16 protein-coding genes are annotated in these 19504 nt (G+C 52.8%); 7 read left to right on the forward strand and 9 right to left on the reverse strand.

The window, feature by feature from the left end:
- Positions 1-8: 8 nt before the first annotated feature.
- From OGY68_RS10590 to lysC, 4 genes are all read right to left on the reverse strand, one after another.
- Positions 9-848, reverse strand: a complete 840-nt coding sequence (locus tag OGY68_RS10590; protein ID WP_032942081.1) for a beta/alpha barrel domain-containing protein — start codon at positions 846-848, stop codon at positions 9-11.
- Positions 849-875: 27 nt separating this feature from the next.
- Positions 876-2462 (reverse strand): hypothetical protein, encoded by a 1587-nt coding sequence (locus OGY68_RS10595; RefSeq protein ID WP_057068619.1) that lies wholly within the window; start codon positions 2460-2462, stop codon positions 876-878.
- A gap of 243 nt (positions 2463-2705) precedes the next feature.
- Complete coding sequence (panS, locus tag OGY68_RS10600) at positions 2706-3644, reverse strand: ketopantoate/pantoate/pantothenate transporter PanS (RefSeq protein WP_032942083.1); 939 nt, start codon at positions 3642-3644, stop codon at positions 2706-2708.
- An 87-nt stretch (positions 3645-3731) separates the two neighbouring features.
- Positions 3732-5081, reverse strand: a complete 1350-nt coding sequence (gene lysC, locus OGY68_RS10605) for a lysine-sensitive aspartokinase 3 (protein WP_032942084.1) — start codon at positions 5079-5081, stop codon at positions 3732-3734.
- Between the two features lie 314 nt (positions 5082-5395).
- On the opposite strand from lysC, the gene pgi reads away from it, so the two are divergent.
- From pgi to OGY68_RS10630, 5 genes are all read left to right on the forward strand, one after another.
- Positions 5396-7045, forward strand: a complete 1650-nt coding sequence (gene pgi, locus OGY68_RS10610) for a glucose-6-phosphate isomerase (protein ID WP_003826559.1) — start codon at positions 5396-5398, stop codon at positions 7043-7045.
- 391 nt (positions 7046-7436) lie between these two features.
- Entirely contained in the window at positions 7437-7679 is a 243-nt protein-coding gene (yjbE, locus tag OGY68_RS10615) for an exopolysaccharide production protein YjbE (protein ID WP_003826562.1), read from the forward strand.
- 121 nt (positions 7680-7800) lie between these two features.
- Entirely contained in the window at positions 7801-8439 is a 639-nt protein-coding gene (locus OGY68_RS10620; RefSeq protein WP_057068678.1) for a YjbF family lipoprotein, read from the forward strand.
- Entirely contained in the window at positions 8436-9173 is a 738-nt protein-coding gene (locus OGY68_RS10625) for a capsule biosynthesis GfcC family protein (protein ID WP_057068680.1), read from the forward strand. Before OGY68_RS10620 ends, OGY68_RS10625 begins: the two co-directional genes overlap by 4 nt.
- Positions 9173-11269, forward strand: a complete 2097-nt coding sequence (locus OGY68_RS10630) for a YjbH domain-containing protein (protein ID WP_057068682.1) — start codon at positions 9173-9175, stop codon at positions 11267-11269. The genes OGY68_RS10625 and OGY68_RS10630 overlap by 1 nt, the downstream gene beginning before the upstream one ends.
- A gap of 97 nt (positions 11270-11366) precedes the next feature.
- On the opposite strand, the gene OGY68_RS10635 is transcribed toward OGY68_RS10630, so the two are convergent.
- The gene (locus OGY68_RS10635) at positions 11367-11819 is read right to left on the reverse strand and encodes an acyltransferase (RefSeq protein WP_057068684.1); all 453 of its coding nucleotides are present in this window, start codon (positions 11817-11819) and stop codon (positions 11367-11369) included.
- Between the two features lie 138 nt (positions 11820-11957).
- Here OGY68_RS10635 and psiE point away from each other — a divergent pair, with 138 nt between their 5' ends.
- Positions 11958-12368: a phosphate-starvation-inducible protein PsiE gene (psiE, locus tag OGY68_RS10640; protein WP_003031674.1), complete on the forward strand. Its 411-nt coding sequence runs from the start codon at positions 11958-11960 to the stop codon at positions 12366-12368.
- 45 nt (positions 12369-12413) lie between these two features.
- On the opposite strand, the gene xylE is transcribed toward psiE, so the two are convergent.
- The 4 genes from xylE to malE form a co-directional block, all read right to left on the reverse strand.
- A complete protein-coding gene (gene xylE, locus OGY68_RS10645) occupies positions 12414-13889 on the reverse strand; it encodes a D-xylose transporter XylE (protein WP_032942091.1) in 1476 nt (491 codons plus the stop codon).
- Between the two features lie 324 nt (positions 13890-14213).
- Positions 14214-15104, reverse strand: a complete 891-nt coding sequence (gene malG, locus OGY68_RS10650) for a maltose ABC transporter permease MalG (RefSeq protein ID WP_003826575.1) — start codon at positions 15102-15104, stop codon at positions 14214-14216.
- A gap of 14 nt (positions 15105-15118) precedes the next feature.
- Positions 15119-16663 carry a maltose ABC transporter permease MalF gene (gene malF / locus OGY68_RS10655; RefSeq protein WP_003826577.1) on the reverse strand — a complete coding sequence of 515 codons (1545 nt, stop codon included), beginning with the start codon at positions 16661-16663 and terminating at the stop codon, positions 15119-15121.
- A 130-nt stretch (positions 16664-16793) separates the two neighbouring features.
- On the reverse strand, positions 16794-17984 hold the full coding sequence (gene malE, locus OGY68_RS10660) for a maltose/maltodextrin ABC transporter substrate-binding protein MalE (protein WP_003031680.1): 1191 nt from the start codon (positions 17982-17984) through the stop codon (positions 16794-16796).
- A 360-nt stretch (positions 17985-18344) separates the two neighbouring features.
- Here malE and malK point away from each other — a divergent pair, with 360 nt between their 5' ends.
- Complete coding sequence (gene malK / locus OGY68_RS10665; protein WP_057068685.1) at positions 18345-19454, forward strand: maltose/maltodextrin ABC transporter ATP-binding protein MalK; 1110 nt, start codon at positions 18345-18347, stop codon at positions 19452-19454.
- Positions 19455-19504 lie beyond the last annotated feature (50 nt).

Genomic DNA, 19504 nt, shown 5'->3' on the forward strand with positions numbered 1-19504 from the left:
CCTTAATATCAATGCGCAATAAACGGTGTGACAGCCTCTTTGGCGGCGTTGCAGACCATATTGTCGATTGCCGTACCGACGACCAGAATATTGACCCCGGTATCCTTAAACGCTTTGGCATTGGCGAGGTTAATTCCGCCTTCCGCCAGCGTCGGCACGCTTACCGCGCCGACCAGCGCCCACAGGCGATCTTTAATGGCTTGCGGAATATCACCTGCGGCTACACCTTCGTAGCTCATACCGGTCATTAAACCAATCATGTCGACGCCAATCTCCTGCATCCGTTTTGCTACGCTGGCGACCTCTTCTGGAGTGCGTGCAGGAATACCGAAGGTATGCAGGTCATCCGGGTGACCAATATAAGCATCAACGGTCAGGCCATACTGATGGGCGAGATTAACGATGTCCTGTAGATCGTCCCAGTCGGATTTATGAGTGTGTAAGCCATCGGCACCAGCACGAGCAATCTCCAGTATCTCTGTTTCCGTGAGCGGGACCGGTAACGTTTCGGTAAAGCCACCTGCGATACCGACGGTAATGAAGATATCGTCAGGAACCACATTACGTACGCCATGTACTGCTTCGGCCATCTGGCTGTTGGTGATTTCGTGGCGGATTTGTTCTGCCGCGTGCATGTTGCTCACCCCCTTATGCCCACGCGCCAGCGCCAGTGCGGGATGGTTCGGTTCGAGCAGCTTAACGCCCGCCTCACATACTGCTTTTGCCAGACGCGCATCGTCGCCGGTTATCCCTGTACTGAGGATGGTCTGCCCGCCGTGCAGCGTGATGGCATCTTTCACTTTCTGTAACGCTTTAGCGCGTTTTTTATTCATATCGCCTTTAAACATGGTGTACCTCTGGTGTTGGTGCATTAATTAATGGGCTGACGCGGTAGATTCTTTCTGTGCGACAGCCTTAAAACGGTTGGCAATAATGGTGGAAATACAGGTCAGGCCCATGACGGTAACCATCACAATCGCCATTTGCAGCGCATTGCTGGATAAGAACGGAGAGGCAAATGCGGGGACATAAGCCACGCCTTTGACGTTAAAGAAACCCAGCATCATGCCGCCCAGACCGGCCCAAACGATCGCTGAACCAAAGACAATTTTGTTGGCAAACATGAACGGATAGGCCGATTCAACGAAGGTCCCAAAGCCGAGGTTGATAAGCAGGCCGGGCGTCGCGACGGCTGCTTCGCTTTTTTCTCGTGGTGCGATGACGTTAGCCAGGTTGATTCCTGCAGCAACCATCACCAGGCCTACCATATCGACAGCGCCGAGGAAGCTGACTCCGGATTTTTCCATTTCCAGGAGCACCAGCGGCAGAATGACTGCGTGATAGACTCCCCCCAGAATAGCTGGCCAGATAACCAACCCAGCCAGCAGGCCGGCAAGAATAGGGCTGAAGGCCAGCGTGCTTTCGATAGCCAGTTTGATGTAATTACCTGCTGACAGCGCCAGCGGACTCAGCAGATAGTGCATGATTAACCCAGCGGCCAGGCCTGAGATCCCACCCGCTACAATGTTGACGGTGGTCATCGGAAAGCGCCAATTCAGGCATAATTCGAACAGCCAACGAACGAAAATCCCGGCCATCAAACCACCGATGATCCCTCCAATCAGACCGCCTTCGACGGAAAGTACTCCGGCGACCACCCCGGCAACAATTGAGACTTCATCCAGTTCCGAAATCTGTTTTGCTGCGAGAACCGCAACTAAAACCGGTAGGCCCTTCAGTAGAATTTCAAAGATATCGTTGAGTTTTTCCAGGCCCGGAATGTGACTGAGTGCGAGCACGATTGCCATGGCAATAAAGCCCGGCAGCGCAGGGATCATTATGCTGCGAATATTGAAGCGCTTAAGCAGACTTTTTCCAGAACCGCCCTGTGAAGGAGAGGCACTGCCCAACTGTGGTTTGTATTTAACGCCCCAGTGCTTACACAGTGATGCGATGAAGGAGACTGCGCGGGTCCGGCTGGTGGTACCCGTCGTGCCCGAGGTTGCGACGACATTTGCCCCTTTTGCCGCCACTAGCGCCATTGAGGTTCCGCCGGTGCCAACAATCGGTGTTTTCATTTCAACAGCTGCGGCAAAGACAGCCTGGTTGGCCTTCACCGGATCGGCGCTCATCACGATGATCCCGTCGATCTCACCGTTACGGATCATTTCAGCAATCCTGCAATCGCTCTCAACTACCGAGTCGTTCACATCTGAAAGTTTGCCCTGAAATATCCTTTGTGGTTTTTGTTGGTTTTCTGTGGTTAGTGCAAATACCGACGCTGGCGTGTGAGCTTTGGCAACGTCCATTGAGGCTTCTGCCGCAATGAACTGCACAGCGGCAACTTCCACTCCTGCGGCTTCGCACTGCTGGTAAATTTCCTGGAGTAGCTTTTCTGGTTCAGCACCACCCAGGTTGTAGAGGTTGCCTCCACTGCTTCCAATAATCGCAATTTTTTTCATAGCGGCCTCGAAGATAGGGTAAGGGTTTATCTGTGTTGTAGTGAAATCATATTCCCAATTAAAACAAACTAAATCAACATTAGAAAAATGATTAAATTTGAATTAAAAACAGGTTTGTTTGTGTATTTTATTGAAAAATAACAATTAAATAATTATTTTGTTTTATGTTGATGTTTGTTGTTTTGTGATGGGGTTCAAATGCGGGTAGGGAGAAATGGAGGATGCCTCCTCCATTTATGAAGATTAGTGTTGTTTTACTGAGTGTGGTTTCTCTTCAATCGACTTACCGGACCAGTAGCCTGCCAACAGCGAACCGGAAAGGTTGTGCCAGACGGAGAATAACGCGCCAGGCAGGGCGGCAAGCGGGCCAAAGTAGATCTTGCCCAGCGCAGCGGCAAGTCCTGAATTCTGCATGCCCACTTCGATTGCCAACGTACGGCAGGTTGACTCGTCGAAACCAAACAATTTTCCGCCCCAGTAGCCGCTGAGCAGGCCAATGGTGTTATGTAGGATTACGGCGATAATCACCACAAAGCCGACGGATGCAATGTGCGAGGCAGAACCCGCCACGACGGCGCTGATGATTGCCAGAATGCACACCATTGAAAATGCGGGCAGATACGGTTCCACGACTTTTACGACGCGTGGGAACAGGTGGTGAATGACCAACCCCAACGCAATTGGAATGACCACGATCTGCAGGATACTCAGCAGCATACCCATCACATCCACCTGGATATGCGCGTCGACATACAGCCGTGTCAGCAGCGGTGTGGCGACAACGCCGACCAACGTTGAAACCGATGAAATAGTCACAGAGAGCGCCACATCGCCTTTTGCCAGATAGATCATTACGTTTGATGCTGTTCCGCTGGCGACGCTACCGACCAGCACCATCCCTGCGGACAATTCCGGCGGCATATTAAATGCCAGCGCTAAAATCCATGCGGCGAGCGGCATCACCAGATAGTGCAGGAAAATACCCGCCGCGACTGGTGCAGGACGTGAGAGTACGCGTTTAAAGTCGTCTACCTTCAGGTGAACGCCCATACCGAACATGATCAGCATCAGTAACGACGGCACGAATGGCCCGACAGGCGTAAAGGTGGTGGGCGTGTAATACGCAACAACAGAGAGCAGCAGTGCCCATAACGGGAACAGCCGCGTGAGAGTAGCGAGCATGTTATATTCCTTGCGATTGAAATGTGTTGTTATAAAAAAGCCGGGTTCGAGCCCGGCTATAGTTATTGTTTATTGCGTGATGAAATTTTATTCAAACAAATTATGGTGCAGCTTCTGTACCACCTGTTCGGCTTCAGTACCGGGCACCAGGAAGCACAGGTTATGACTGGACGCGCCGTAGCAAATCATGCGGATGTTGAATGGCTCCAGTACGCCGAACACCTCTTTACCCACTCCACAGGCTTTGGACAGGTCGTTACCAATCAGCGCCACCAGCGCCAGGCCTTCTTCCACTTCAACCCGACACAGGGCAGACAGTTCCATCAGCAGAGACTGTGTTAACAGTGTATCGCCGGTGGAGGTCGAACCGGTGGTATCCAGCGTCAGCGCCACGCTGACTTCGGATGTGGTAATTAAATCGACCGAAATGTTATGGCGTGCGAGGATGCCGAACACTTCCGCCAAAAAGCCGCGAGAGTGCAGCATATTCAGGCTATGCAGCGTCAGCAGCGTTTGCTTACGACGCAGTGCCAGCGCCCGGAACAGCGGTGGATTCGCGGTTTTATTGCATACCAGCGTACCGCCTGCTTTTGGATCCTTACTCGAGCCAACAAACACCGGGATATCGCTACGTACGGCAGGTAACAACGTTGCCGGGTGTAGCACTTTCGCGCCAAAGGTCGCCATTTCTGCGGCCTCTTCAAAGGCGATTTCATCAATACGCTGCGCCGCCGGAACAACGCGCGGATCGGTCGTGTAAATGCCAGGAACATCGGTCCAGATATCGACGCGCGTGGCGTGCAGCGCTTCGGCCAGCAGGGCAGCCGTATAATCGCTCCCGCCGCGCCCCAACGTGGTGGTGCGGCCTTTACCTTCACTGCCGATAAAGCCCTGAGTAATCACCAGACCTTCGCTCAGACGCGGGGCCAACTGGAGCGTTGCCAGTTCGGCCAGCGCCGCGACGTCAGGTTCTGCGCGGCCAAAACGATCGTTGGTGCGCATCACTTTACGTACGTCAAACCACTGCGCCTGCACGTTGCGCTCACGCAGGATCTCGACGAACAGCAAGGTAGACATCAGTTCGCCGTGGCTGACCAGTTCGTCGGTCAGCGCAGTTGAGGTCGCCAGTGACGCCGCTTCAGCCAGCGTGGTGATGTTTTCCAGCAGACGGTCGATCTCTTCACGGATCACGTTTGGATAACGCAGGCGTTCCAGAATATTGAACTGAATTTGACGAATGGCATCGAGTTTTTCGAAGCGCGCGGTTGGCTCCAGCCCTTCAGCCAGTGCGACCAGCAGGTTGGTGATTCCCGCAGAAGCGGAAAGTACCACTACACGGACGTTAGCATCAGAAAGTACTACATCAGCGCTGCGATTCATGGCATCAAAATCCGCCACGCTGGTACCGCCAAATTTGGAGACAACTACATCAGTCATAACTACCTCGTGTCAGGGAATGAATAGAGCGACCATGGCACATAAGGCAGAACAGAAACCGGTGCAGGCGCAAATGCAAATACCGTATTTATAAATAAAATGTGTAGCTTGCACTGTCAACGCTGGGATTATGCGGATTTTTCATGCTGCAACTGCGTTGAGTAACGGTACTAATAACAACGCTAATAACCGCTATACTTTTTAGCCACGTTTGGCGGATGCCCTGGCAATGGCATTAAAACAATCACACTTTTCTGTGACTGGCGTTACAATCGATCTCAGTCACAATTCTCAAAATCAGAAGAGTATTGCTAATGAAAAACATCAATCCAACGCAGACCTCAGCCTGGCAGGCACTACAAAAACACTTTGAAGAAATGAAAGACGTTACTATCGCGGATCTTTTCGCGAAAGATAGCGATCGTTTCACTAAGTTTTCCGCGACGTTTGACGATTTGATGCTGGTGGATTTCTCCAAAAACCGCATCACTGAAGAGACGCTGGCTAAACTGCAGGATCTGGCGAAAGAAACCGATTTGGCGGGTGCCATCAAGTCCATGTTCTCCGGTGAGAAAATCAACCGCACTGAAGACCGTGCCGTGCTGCACGTGGCGCTACGCAACCGTAGCAATACGCCTATCATCGTTGACGGCAAAGATGTCATGCCGGAAGTGAATGCTGTGCTGGAGAAGATGAAATCCTTCTCTGAAGCGATCATCTCCGGAAGCTGGAAAGGCTATACCGGTAAAGCCATCACTGATGTAGTAAACATCGGTATCGGCGGTTCTGACCTCGGCCCGTTCATGGTGACCGAAGCGCTGCGTCCGTACAAAAATCACCTGAACATGCACTTTGTGTCTAACGTCGATGGTACGCACATTGCTGAAGTGCTGAAGAAAGTGAACCCGGAAACCACGCTGTTCCTGGTCGCTTCCAAAACCTTCACCACCCAGGAAACCATGACCAACGCCCACAGCGCGCGCGACTGGTTCCTGGCGACCGCAGGCGACAACAAGCACGTTGCCAAACACTTCGCAGCGCTCTCCACTAACGGTAAAGCGGTTGGCGAGTTTGGTATTGATACTGCCAATATGTTCGAGTTCTGGGACTGGGTTGGCGGTCGTTACTCCCTGTGGTCTGCAATCGGTCTGTCCATCATCCTGTCCGTAGGCTTCGACAACTTTGTTGAGCTGCTCTCCGGCGCGCATGCGATGGACAAACACTTCTCCACCACTCCGGCTGAGAAAAACCTGCCGGTGCTGCTGGCGCTGATCGGTATCTGGTACAACAACTTCTTCGGTGCCGAAACCGAAGCGATTCTGCCGTATGACCAGTATATGCACCGTTTCGCGGCTTACTTCCAGCAGGGCAACATGGAATCCAACGGTAAATACGTTGACCGTAACGGCAATGCGGTGGATTACCAGACTGGCCCAATCATCTGGGGTGAGCCGGGTACTAACGGCCAGCATGCGTTCTACCAGCTGATCCACCAGGGCACCAAAATGGTTCCATGCGATTTCATCGCGCCGGCCATCACCCACAACCCGCTGTCGGATCACCATCCGAAACTGCTGTCTAACTTCTTCGCGCAAACCGAAGCGCTGGCATTCGGTAAATCTCGTGAAGTGGTTGAGCAGGAATACCGCGACCAGGGTAAAGATCCGGCAACGTTGGACCACGTTGTACCGTTCAAAGTGTTCGAAGGTAACCGCCCAACGAACTCCATCCTGCTGCGCGAAATCACGCCGTTCAGCCTGGGTGCGCTGATTGCACTGTACGAACACAAAATCTTCACTCAGGGCGCTATCCTGAACATCTTCACCTTTGACCAGTGGGGCGTTGAGCTGGGCAAACAGCTGGCGAACCGCATTCTGCCAGAGCTGAAAGATGGTTCCGAAGTGAGCAGCCACGACAGTTCTACCAACGGTTTGATTAACCGTTATAAGTCCTGGCGTGCTTGATAGCACACACTTGTAGGCCGGATAAGGCGTTTAGCCGCCTCCGGCATTAATGAAATAAAAAGCCGATATTAATATCGGCTTTTTTATAAGAATGCTCCAGGATATCTACGTTCTAACTTCATACCTTAATTGAGCTTAATCCTAAAATAATTTTATTAATGTTATTCAATTTCTGATGTTTTCGGATTTACCGGATATTGCATTTTAATTTTTATATTTTAATTTATTGATTCATTTGTCTTTGTTGTATTTTTTAATCATTTTTCCTTTCGTTATCTAATTATCCTAAATTCCCGCGTGGCGTAATTTGCACACTTTGGCTTGTGTATACTCGATCTCGCCCGAAATTCTTTTGGGTAAATCTCCATTCATACAATGAAGGGAATTTGTGATGAAAAAAGTTCTGTATGGCCTGTGGGCTATATCTGCGCTTGCGGCGACTTCTGTCTATGCCGCCCCCGTTCAGGTGGGTGAGGCAGCAGGGTCGGCTGCCGCGTCGGTTTCGGCAGGAAGTTCCTCCGCAACCAGCGTGAGCACCGTAAGTTCTGCAGTGGGAGTCGCCCTGGCGGCGACCGGTGGCGGCGATGGTTCTAATACCGGAACTACAACCACCACAACCACCAGTACCCAGTAATAGAGGTACGTTTAATTCTAACCACACTTCGGTGTGGTTATTTTGAATTATTGCCAAATGTATGTGGGATTTGTAGGCCGGATAAGCGTTGCGCCACCCGGCAATAATGCGGAGAAACGTCGTGAAGCGACCAGCGCTCATAATGGTTTGCCTGTTACTGCAGGCGTGCTCAGCCACCACCGAAGGGTTGGGGCATTCGCTGTGGGATAGCGTGTTTGGTACTCCCGGCGTACAGATGACGGACGATGAAATCCAAAATATGCCCTACGCCAGCCAGTATATGCAGCTAAACGGCGGTCCCCAGTTGTTTGTGGTACTCGCGTTTGCGGAAAACGGACAGCAGAAATGGGTGACTCAGGATCGGGCTATTCTCGTCACGCAGCATGGGCGCATTGTGAAAACGCATCTCGGCGGGGACAACCTAATTGAGGTGAATAATCTGGCGGCAGACCCACTCATCAAACCCAATCAGATAGTCGATGGCGCAACGTGGACCCGCACAATGGGCTGGACTGAACATCAGCAGGTACGCTATGCCACCGCGCGATCGGTTTTCAAATGGGATGGCGCAGACACCATCAAGGTCGGCAGCGATGACACCCCGGTACGGATCCTCGATGAAGAGATAACTACCGATCAAACGCGCTGGCATAACCGCTACTGGATCGACAGTGAAGGGCAGATTCGCCAGTCGGAACAGTATCTTGGCGCGCATTACTTCCCGGTGAAAACCACGCTGATTAAGGCGGCAAAATCATGATCAAACGAGTCGTTATGGCGCTGCTGTTGAGCCTGAGCGCAGCGTCTGTTTTTGCTGCGGGCAGCGTCAAGGTCTTTACCTCCGCCAGCGAAGAGCCAAAAACGCTGACCGGGGCCGAACATCTGCTCGACCTGGTTGGACAGCCGCGGTTGAGTAATAGCTGGTGGCCCGGAGTGGTCATCAGCGAAGAGCGGGCAACGGCGGCGGCAGAACGCCAACAGCAGACATTACTGGCTCGTCTGGCAGCGCTGAGTGCTGAAGAAAGCGGTGACGATGCCGAGGCTATCAACACATTACGCCAGCGGATTCAGGCGCTGAAGGTGACCGGCAGGCAGATGATTAATCTTGACCCGGATGTTGTGCGCGTCAGCGAGCGAGGCAACCCGCCGTTGCAGGGCAATTACACGCTGTGGGTCGGAGCGCAGCCAACGCATATCACGCTGTTTGGCATGCTAAGCCGTCCGGGTAAACAACCGTTTATGCCCGGGCGTGATGTTGCCAGTTATCTCGATGGGCAAAGTCGGCTCAGCGGCGCGGATCGTAGCTTCGCCTGGGTTATCTATCCTGACGGGCGCACGCAAAAAGTACCGGTCGCTTACTGGAACAAACGTCACGTTGAGCCGATGCCCGGCAGCATCATTTATGTCGGACTCTCTGATGCTGTCTGGAGCAGCACCCCGGATGAAATTAATGCCGACATTCTTCGCACCCTGACCCAGCGGATACCCGAATAATGAGAAAAACTTATCTGCTCAGCTTACTGGCGCTGGGCGTAAGCGTTGCCTGCCACGGTGAAACCTGGCCCGCGCCCATTGGACCTTCGCAGTCCGATTTTGGCGGCGTGGGGCTGCTGCAAACCCCAACCGCACGCATGGCGCGCGAGGGCGAAATGAGCCTCAATTACCGCGATAACGATCAGTACCGCTACTACTCTGCGTCGGTGCAGCTCTTCCCGTGGCTGGAAACCACGCTGCGTTATACCGATGTGCGTACCAAAAAATACAGTAGCGTGGAGTCGTTTTCTGGCGATCAGACTTACAAGGATAAAGCTTTTGATCTCAAACTACGGCTATGGGAAGAGAGCTACTGGATGCCGCAGGTGGCGGTTGGCGCGCGAGATATTGGCGGAACTGGCTTGTTCGATGCGGAGTATATTGTGGCGAATAAAGCCTGGGGGCCGTTTGATTTCTCGCTTGGCCTGGGCTGGGGATATCTCGGGACCAGCGGTAACGTCAGCAATCCGTTTTGCTCATACAGCGATAAATTCTGCTATCGCGATAACAGCTACAAGCAGGCCGGTTCTATTGACGGCAGCCAGATGTTCCACGGCCCGGCATCGCTGTTTGGCGGCGTCGAGTATCAGACGCCCTGGCAGCCGTTGCGTCTGAAACTGGAGTATGAGGGAAACAATTACCAGCAGGATTTTGCGGGCAAGTTGGATCAGAAGAGCAAGTTTAACGTCGGCGCTATTTATCGCGTCACCGATTGGGCCGACGTTAACCTCAGCTATGAGCGCGGGAACACCTTTATGTTTGGGGTCACGCTGCGGACTAACTTCAACGATCTGCGGCCAAACTATAACGACAACGCCCGCCCGAAATATCAGCCACAGCCGCAGGATGCCATCCTGCAACACTCGGTGGTGGCGAATCAGCTAACGCTGCTGAAATATAACGCCGGACTGGCCGATCCTAAAATTCAGGTGCAGGGCGATACGCTGTATGTGACCGGTGAACAGGTGAAATACCGTGATTCGCGCGAAGGGATCGAACGTGCCAACCGGATCGTGATGAACGATCTTCCCGATGGGATCCGCACGATCCGTATTACGGAAAATCGTCTTAACTTGCCGCAGGTGACGACCGAAACGGAGGTTTCCAGCCTCAAGCGTCATCTGGAAGGCGAACCGTTGGGCCATGAAACCCAGCTGGCGCAAAAACGCGTTGAGCCCGTGGTGCCGAAAACGACCGAGCAGGGCTGGTATATCGATAAGTCACGCTTCGATTTCCACATCGATCCGGTGCTTAACCAGTCGGTGGGCGGCCCGGAAAACTTCTATATGTATCAGTTGGGCGTGATGGGAACGGCGGATTGGTGGGTTACCGATCACCTGCTGACCACCGGGAGTTTGTTCGCCAACCTCGCCAATAACTATGACAAATTTAACTACACCAACCCGCCGCAGGATTCGCATTTGCCACGAGTGCGTACCCATGTGCGCGAGTATGTGCAAAACGATGTCTACGTGAATAACCTACAGGCCAACTACTTCCAGTCACTCGGAAACGGGTTCTACGGACAGGTTTACGGTGGCTATCTGGAAACCATGTACGGCGGAGCGGGGGCAGAAGTGCTGTATCGTCCGCTGGACAGCAACTGGGCGTTTGGTGTTGATGCCAACTACGTGAAACAGCGTGACTGGCGTAGCGCGCAGGACATGATGAAATTCACCGACTACAGCGTGAAGACCGGGCATTTGACGGCGTACTGGAATCCGTCATTCGCTCAGGATGTACTGGTGAAAGCCAGCGTGGGTCAGTATCTGGCGGGAGATAAGGGCGGAACGCTGGAAGTGGCGAAGCGCTTTGACAGTGGCGTTGTGGTAGGCGGCTATGCGACCATCACCGACGCCTCGCCGGATGAGTACGGAGAGGGTGATTTTACCAAAGGGGTGTACGTATCCGTGCCGCTGGATCTGTTCTCGTCAGGCCCGACCCGCAGCCGTGCGGCGATTGGCTGGACGCCGTTAACGCGTGATGGCGGCCAGCAGCTTGGACGTAAGTTTGGTCTGTACGACATGACCAGCGACAGAAGTGAGAACTTCCGGTAATCGAGCCGTTTGCCAGCCGGATGGCGCTACGCTTATCCGGCCTACAAACTGCCTGTACTGCAGGCCGGATAAGGCATTTGCGCCGTCAGCAGGCAAGTTACAGGCGACGCAATAATTTTGCCGGGTTTCCTGCATACACGCCTTTCTCGGTGATCGATTTGGTCACCACGCTCCCCGCACCGATGACCGCGCCATCGCAGATTGTGACCGCCAGAATGGTCGCTCCACTGCCGATTGAGACATCGTTGCCAATCGAAATTCTTCCCCAACTGTTGCGGTCGGCGTTGGGTTTTCCTTCACGAAACATATCGTTGGCGAACATCACGCCATGACCGATAAAACAGCGGGCGCCCAGGGTGACATATTCGCAGATGAAGCTGTGCGACTGAATTTTGCTGCCTGCGCCAATTTGCGTATTACCCTGGATTTCAACAAATGGCCCGACAAAAACGTTGTCACCCAATGTGCAATTGTAGAGATTTGCGGGTTCATAAATTACCACGTTCTCACCGCAGGTAACGTTGCGGACAGCGGATTGTCTTAGCTGCATACTTCATCCTGTGAAATGTGTCGTGACATTCATCATTCCCCGCTGACCTTTCTTGCACAAAACATAAACAAAAAATGTAGATCTCTGTCACATTTTTGCGTTATACATGAACCTCGCCACTGAGTAAGAGGTGCTGTTATGACGTCGCTATCTCGTCCGCGAGTGGAGTTTATCTCCACCATCTTACAGACCGTGTTGAATCTGGGACTGCTGAGTCTGGGCCTGATCCTGGTTGTATTCCTCGGGAAAGAAACGCTGCATCTGGCGGATGTGCTGTTCGCGCCGGAACAAACCAGCAAGTATGAGCTGGTGGAAGGGCTGGTGGTTTACTTCCTCTATTTTGAATTTATCGCGCTGATTGTGAAGTACTTTCAGTCGGGGTTTCACTTTCCGTTGCGCTATTTTGTTTATATCGGGATCACCGCGATTGTGCGGTTGATCATTGTCGATCATAAAGCACCGATGGATGTGCTGATCTATTCCGCGGCGATCCTGCTGCTGGTGATCACCCTGTGGCTGTGTAATTCAAAACGGCTGAAGCGAGAGTAAAAGACAACACGCCGCAATCGGGCTGCGGCGTGTTGCAGGTCAGGATTACTGCGCAGAGGCAGGCTGGGTTTTCTCTGCGGCGGGTTCCCACAGTTCTTCAAGTTCTTCCAGCGTTTTGCCTTTGGTTTCCGGTACAAACTTCCACATAAACAGCGCCGCCAGAATACCCATACAACCGTAAATCCAGTAGGAGAAACCGTTGTGAAAATGGGAAACCAGCCACGAATTTTTGTCCATCATCGGGAAGGTCCAGGAGACGAAATAGTTCGCCAGCCATTGTGCGGCCACCGCAATGGCGAGCGCTTTGCCGCGAATCGCATTGGGGAAGATTTCTGCCAGCAGCACCCAGCAAACCGGTCCCCAGGACATGGCGAATGCGGCGACGTAAAACAGCATCGACAGCAGAGCAACCAGCCCGGAAGCCTGGGTATAAAACGCGGTACCGAGGCTGAACATACCAATGGCCATGCCCAGAGCGCCAATAATCTGCAGCGGTTTGCGACCAAATTTATCCACCGTCATGATCGCCAGCACGGTAAAGCTCAGGTTGATCACGCCAACAATGATGGTCTGTAACAGCGCTACATCGGTGCTGGCTCCCAGCGTTTTAAACACCTCTGGGGCGTAGTAGAGCACGACGTTAATACCGACGAATTGCTGGAAGATAGACAGCATTACGCCGATGACGATAACGCCTGCGCCAAACATCAGCAGGCGACCACCGGTTTTACGACCATGGTCCAGAGACTGATTGATCTCCTGCATGGCCTGGGTGGCGAGGGTGCTGCCCATAATTTTGCGCAGAATACCTTCCGCCTGCTCGTGTCTGCCACGCGCCATCAGCCAGCGCGGGCTTTCTGGTACGGTGTACAGCAGCAGTAAAAACAGCAGGGCGGGAATACTTTCGGACGCAAACATATAGCGCCAGCCATCGGTATTCAACCAGTTAGCGTCGCCAGAACGGGCGATAAAATAGTTAACGCAATACACCAACAATTGACCAAAAATAATGGCGAATTGGTTAAATGACACCAGTTTTCCACGAATATGTGCGGGTGCCAGTTCAGCAATATACATTGGTGAGAGCATTGAGGCTAAACCTACGCCAATACCACCAATGATACGATAAATAACAAATTCGGGAACGTATCCGGCCAAATAAACAGGTACGGAATTATCAGGATTAATCGTCGTAAAGCCTAATTCCGGCCAGGCGGAACCAATACCGGAAATAAAGAACAGCAGAGCCGCGATTTTCAGCGAGTCCCGGCGGCCAAACCGGTTACTGCAATAGCCGCCCAGTGCACCGCCGATGATGCAGCCTATCAACGCACTGGCGACGCAAAAGCCCAACAGCGAGTTGGCGGCGGATTCACTTAAATGTTGTGGCGCGACAAACACGGTATTCAGGGATTCTACCGTTCCGGATATGACCGCAGTGTCGTAGCCGAATAATAGCCCTCCTAACGTTGCCACTAATGTAATCGAAAAAATATAACTGGAATTATATTGAGAGTTCATTCAGACCTGCCTTAGAGGATACAGCTCTTTTGATCAGTGCCGTGATGTTGAATTTAACAGGCAGGGAAGACAATTATCATTTTTTACATTGCAATTACGTTTTGTCTTTTCTGTGATCTTAATTCTGTTTAATTTATCTATATTCAGACGGAAAATAGAATTGCAGTGATGGAGAGCACGAAAGGAAATAATCGTAACAGTGATGCAAAATAACATAAAAAAAGGGCGCTCCGTAGAGCGCCGAATAACAGTCACAGGTTGGGATAACATAAGTTGAGGGTTGCAGTGGCATTGCCCGTTGCCGGGCAGGTACTTCGGTAAAACTTAACCTTTCACACCACCCGCGGTCAGACCGTTGACTAGCCAGCGCTGTGCCAGCAAGAACACCAGAGTGATCGGAATGGCTGAAAGTACAGCCGCGGCGGCAAAGTCGCCCCACAAATAGTTCTGTGGGTTGAGGTACTGCTGCATACCTACCGCAAGGGTATAGCTGTTCACATCACGCAGCAGCAGTGACGCGACCGGTACTTCGGTAATAGCGGCAATGAAAGACAGAATAAACACGACCGCCAGAATCGGAACGGAAAGCGGCAGCAGCACCAGGCGGAATGCCTGCCACGGCGTAGCGCCATCCAGCGCGGCCGCTTCTTCCAGTGAACCGTCGATAGTTTCGAAATAGCCCTTAATCGTCCATACATGCAGCGCAATACCGCCGAGGTAGGCGAAGATCACGCCGCCGTGCGTGTTCAGGCCGATAAACGGAATGTACTGGCCCAGGCGATCAAACAAAGCATACAACGCGACCAGAGACAGCACCGCCGGGAACATCTGGAAAATCAGCATCCCTTTCAGCAGGGTTGCTTTGCCCGGGAAACGCATACGGGCAAAGGCGTAAGCACAGGTAGTGGAAAGCGTCACGATACCGATCGCGGTAATGCTGGCCACTTTCACCGAGTTCCACAGCCATAACAGTACCGGGAACGGCGGTGGCGTCACACGGCCATCCGCGTGTTCAACGCTAAAGCCCAGCGCCAGTTTCCAGTGTTCCCAGGAGATGTTTTCCGGGATCAGGCTGCCGGTGGCAAAGTTACCTTCGCGCAGCGAGATAGCGATAACCATCAGCAGCGGGAACATGATCGCCGCGATAAAAATCAGCAGCCCTAAGTGCGTTGCGAATAAACGTAACTTTTGTGATTTCGGTTGGACCATAGCCATTGTCGTTATCTCCCTTAATCAAACTTCATACGTGTGGCTTTCAGGTTCACAATCGCCAGCGCACCAACCAGCAGGAAGATCAGCGTGGCAATCGCCGCCGCCAGACCGAAGTCCTGACCACCGCCGCCTTCAAAGGCGATACGGTAGGTGTAGCTTACGAGCAGGTCGGTATAACCGGCTGGTGTGGTGGTACCAAGACGGTCCGGACCACCGTTGGTCAACAACTGAATCAGCACGAAGTTGTTAAAGTTAAAGGCGAAGCTGGCGATCATCAGCGGCGTCAGCGGCTTAATCAACAGCGGTAGCGTTATCTTAAAGAAGTTCTGGAACGGACCTGCGCCATCCATCGCCGAGGCTTCATACAGGTCGTCAGGAATCGCTTTCAGCAGACCCATGCACAGGATCATCATGTATGGATAACCGAGCCAGGTGTTGACGATAATAATCATCGAACGCGCGGTGGTTGGGTCGCTGAACCAGGCCGGTTTGATGCCAAACAGCGCGCTCAGCATCATGTTGATTTCACCAAAGCTCTGGTTGAATAAGCCCTTGAAAATCAGAATCGAGATAAACGACGGTACGGCATACGGAAGAATCAGCAGGACGCGGTAAATCGCTTTGCCTTTGAGAGACTCCCACTGTACGAGACAGGCCAGCACCATGCCCACGGCAACGGTCAAAATAACGGTCAGTACCGAGAAGACCACCGTCCAGACGAAGATGGCGAAGAACGGTTTCTGGATGCCCTCGTCGGTAAATACGCGGGTGAAGTTATCCCAGCCGATGGCAACGGTGTAGCCCGGGCTGAGTTTTTCGCTACCCCAGCTACCGTCAGCGTTAATCGCCTGATAATAACCAATATCGTTGTTGGCGCGGTATTTTACGCCGCTCTGGCTGTTGGTGAGCGTACCGTCTTCAGCGAGCGTATAGAGTGGCTGCGTGCCGGAAAACTGGCGCAGCGAACTCATGGTAACTTTGCTTTCATCCGGCAGGATGGCGGTCAATTGGGTAAGCGCCTGGCGATTCTGCGTGATGATACGCAGCGTTGCACGTTCGCCTGCCGGCAGCGCCTCGGCTTCTTTCAGTTGCAGTTTCTGCTCGCCGCCAAATTTAAAGGCGTCAGAAAGGTAATTCTTGCCGGTTTCACCGTCGGTGAGGGCCAGTTGCCACTCATCACCCGCCGGATACAGGCCAAAGTTGTAGGTTTTCCCAGCCTGATACGAACGATCCATCAGGACTTCCTGAGCACGTTCAAATGTCAGCTGGTTGGTACTGCTGTAGTTGGTAAAGGCAATGGCGATCGTACAAATCAGTGGAAACAGGACAAACAGCCCCATACCGGCAACGCCCGGGTAAACATAGCGCCAGGCATAGGCTTTACGGTTAGCGAAAATATACAGGCCAGCAGAGCTTAAAATCAGCGTCATGATGGCAAACAGGTACTCCCCCTGAGCGTACATCAAAACAACAAGGTAACCGACCAGCAGCCCAAGCAGACCCATCACTGACCATTTCAGCGTGTCGCTTTGCCACCAGTGTTTCTTTTTAATGACATCCATGGGGTTCAATCCTCAACAACAATGAAAACCTGTTGGTCAGCGTGCCTGATGACGCTGCGCTTATCAGGCCTACAGGGTATGTAGGCCTGATAAGGCATTTATGCCGCCATCCGGGACGTTCACAACTGCATTACTTGGTGATACGACCCTGCGCGTCTTTCAGTGCGGCATCGACGGTCTGACGGCCGCTGGCTGCGTTGATCACTGCGGTACGAACGGCATACCAGAATGCAGACATCTGTGGGATGTTCGGCATGATTTCGCCTTTCTGGGCGTTATCCATGGTGGCGGCGATACGTGGGTCTTTCGCTAACTGATCCTGGAAGGATTTCAGCGCAACGGCGCCCAGCGGTTTGTCCTTGTTCACTTCATCCAGACCCTGATCGGTCAGCAGGTAGTTTTCGAGGAACTCTTTCGCCAGTTCTTTGTTCGGGCTGGCGGCGTTGATACCGGCGCTCAGAACGCCAACAAACGGTTTAGACGCTTTGCCTTTGAAGGTTGGCAGCAGCGTGACGCCGTAGTTGATTTTGCTCTTATCGATGTTGGACCACGCCCACGGACCGTTGATGGTCATCGCGGTATCGCCTTTGTTAAAGGCCGCTTCGGCGATGGAGTAATCGGTATCCGCGTTCATGTGTTTGTTCTTGATCAGATCAACCAGGAAGGTCAGACCCGCTTTCGCGCCAGCGTTATCCACGCCAACATCTTTCACATCGTACTTACCGTTCTCAAACTTGAACGCGTAACCACCGTCGGCGGCAATCAGCGGCCAGGTGAAGTACGGTTCTTGCAGGTTAAACATCAGCGCGGATTTACCTTTCGCCTTCAGCTCTTTATCCAGTGCAGGAATTTCTTCCCAGGTTTTCGGTGGATTTGGAACGAGGTCTTTGTTGTAAATCAGCGACAGCGCTTCAACCGCGATCGGGTAGGCAATCAGTTTGCCGTTATAGCGTACGGCATCCCAGGTGAACGGATAGAGCTTGTCCTGGAACGCTTTGTCAGGCGTGATTTCAGCCAGCAGGCCAGACTGAGCGTAGCCGCCAAAACGGTCATGTGCCCAGAAGATGATGTCCGGGCCGTCGCCGGTCGCGGCAACCTGCGGGAATTTCTCTTCCAGTTTGTCAGGGTGCTCAATAGTGACTTTGATCCCGGTGTCTTTCTCGAATTTTTTGCCCACTTCAGCGAGGCCGTTATAGCCTTTGTCGCCGTTAATCCAGATAACCAGCTTACCTTCTTCAATCTTGGCGAGAGCCGAGGCGGAAAACATCATCGTCGTTAATGCAGACAATGCGAGGATGCGTGCGCCAGTTTTGATTTTCATAGTTCCCATCCTGTTTGGTGATTTTGCAGAGGTGGCTTAACGGTTACTAGTTTCTTTATACGACAACCTCTTTCCATCCTCCTTACCCCTACGCCCCACCCGCTCTTTATGTGATCTGTGTTACATAAATGTGAGTATTGCGTACTGGCGCACATAAAAACCCACCGATTTTTGCAGGCTGCATCACGAAATTCCTCTGAGGCTGGTGGCCCGGGTCTCAGACGCTGCTCTCTCATCCTCCCGCCTCCTCCCCCATAAAAAAGCCGGGGGGTGGAGGATTCACCCAGTCAAGGGATCGCGCATAGTCAGCCCATCATGAATGTTGCTGTCGATGACAGGTTGTAACGAAGGGAGAAGGGCATGGCGAGCGTACAGCTACGAAATGTAACGAAAGCCTGGGGTGACGTGGTGGTATCGAAAGATATCAATCTCGACATTCACGAAGGGGAATTCGTGGTGTTTGTCGGACCGTCAGGCTGCGGTAAGTCGACCTTGCTGCGTATGATCGCCGGACTTGAAACCATCACCAGTGGTGACCTGTTTATCGGGGAGATCCGGATGAACGACATTCCGCCCGCCGAACGCGGAGTGGGCATGGTCTTTCAGTCCTACGCGTTGTATCCCCATTTGTCTGTCGCGGAGAACATGTCGTTCGGCCTTAAACTGGCCGGAGCGAAAAAAGAGGTGATGAACCAGCGCGTGAATCAGGTTGCGGAAGTTCTGCAACTGGCACACCTGCTGGAGCGTAAACCGAAAGCGCTTTCCGGTGGACAACGTCAGCGTGTGGCGATTGGCCGTACGCTGGTCGCCGAACCGCGCGTATTCCTGCTGGACGAACCACTGTCGAACCTCGACGCCGCTCTGCGCGTGCAGATGCGTATTGAAATCTCCCGCCTGCATAAACGTCTTGGCCGCACGATGATTTACGTCACCCACGATCAGGTCGAAGCGATGACGCTGGCCGACAAAATTGTGGTGCTGGATGCCGGTCGCGTAGCGCAGGTTGGTAAGCCTCTGGAACTGTATCACTACCCGGCTGACCGCTTTGTGGCGGGCTTCATTGGTTCACCGAAGATGAACTTCCTGCCGGTGAAAGTCACGGCAACGGCGATTGATCAGGTGCAGGTTGAATTACCAAACCGCCAGCAAGTCTGGCTCCCGGTGGACAGCCATGCGGTACAGGTTGGCGCCAACATGTCTTTAGGTATCCGCCCGGAACATCTGCTGCCCAGCGATATCGCCGATGTCACCCTTGAAGGTGAAGTGCAGGTGGTCGAGCAGCTTGGTCACGAAACACAAATTCATATCCAGATCCCCGCCATCCGTCAAAACCTGGTTTACCGCCAGAACGACGTGGTGTTGGTAGAAGAGGGTGCCACATTCGCTATCGGCCTGCCGCCAGAGCGTTGCCATCTGTTCCGTGAGGATGGCACTGCATGTCGTCGGTTGCACCAGGAGCCAGGCGTTTAAGGTCCCCATAAAAAAACGAAACGCAAAACCATTCGCAGTTTTAGAAGGTG

This window comes from Citrobacter sp. Cpo065 (genome assembly GCF_030332805.1).
Lineage (GTDB): Bacteria > Pseudomonadota > Gammaproteobacteria > Enterobacterales > Enterobacteriaceae > Citrobacter > Citrobacter portucalensis.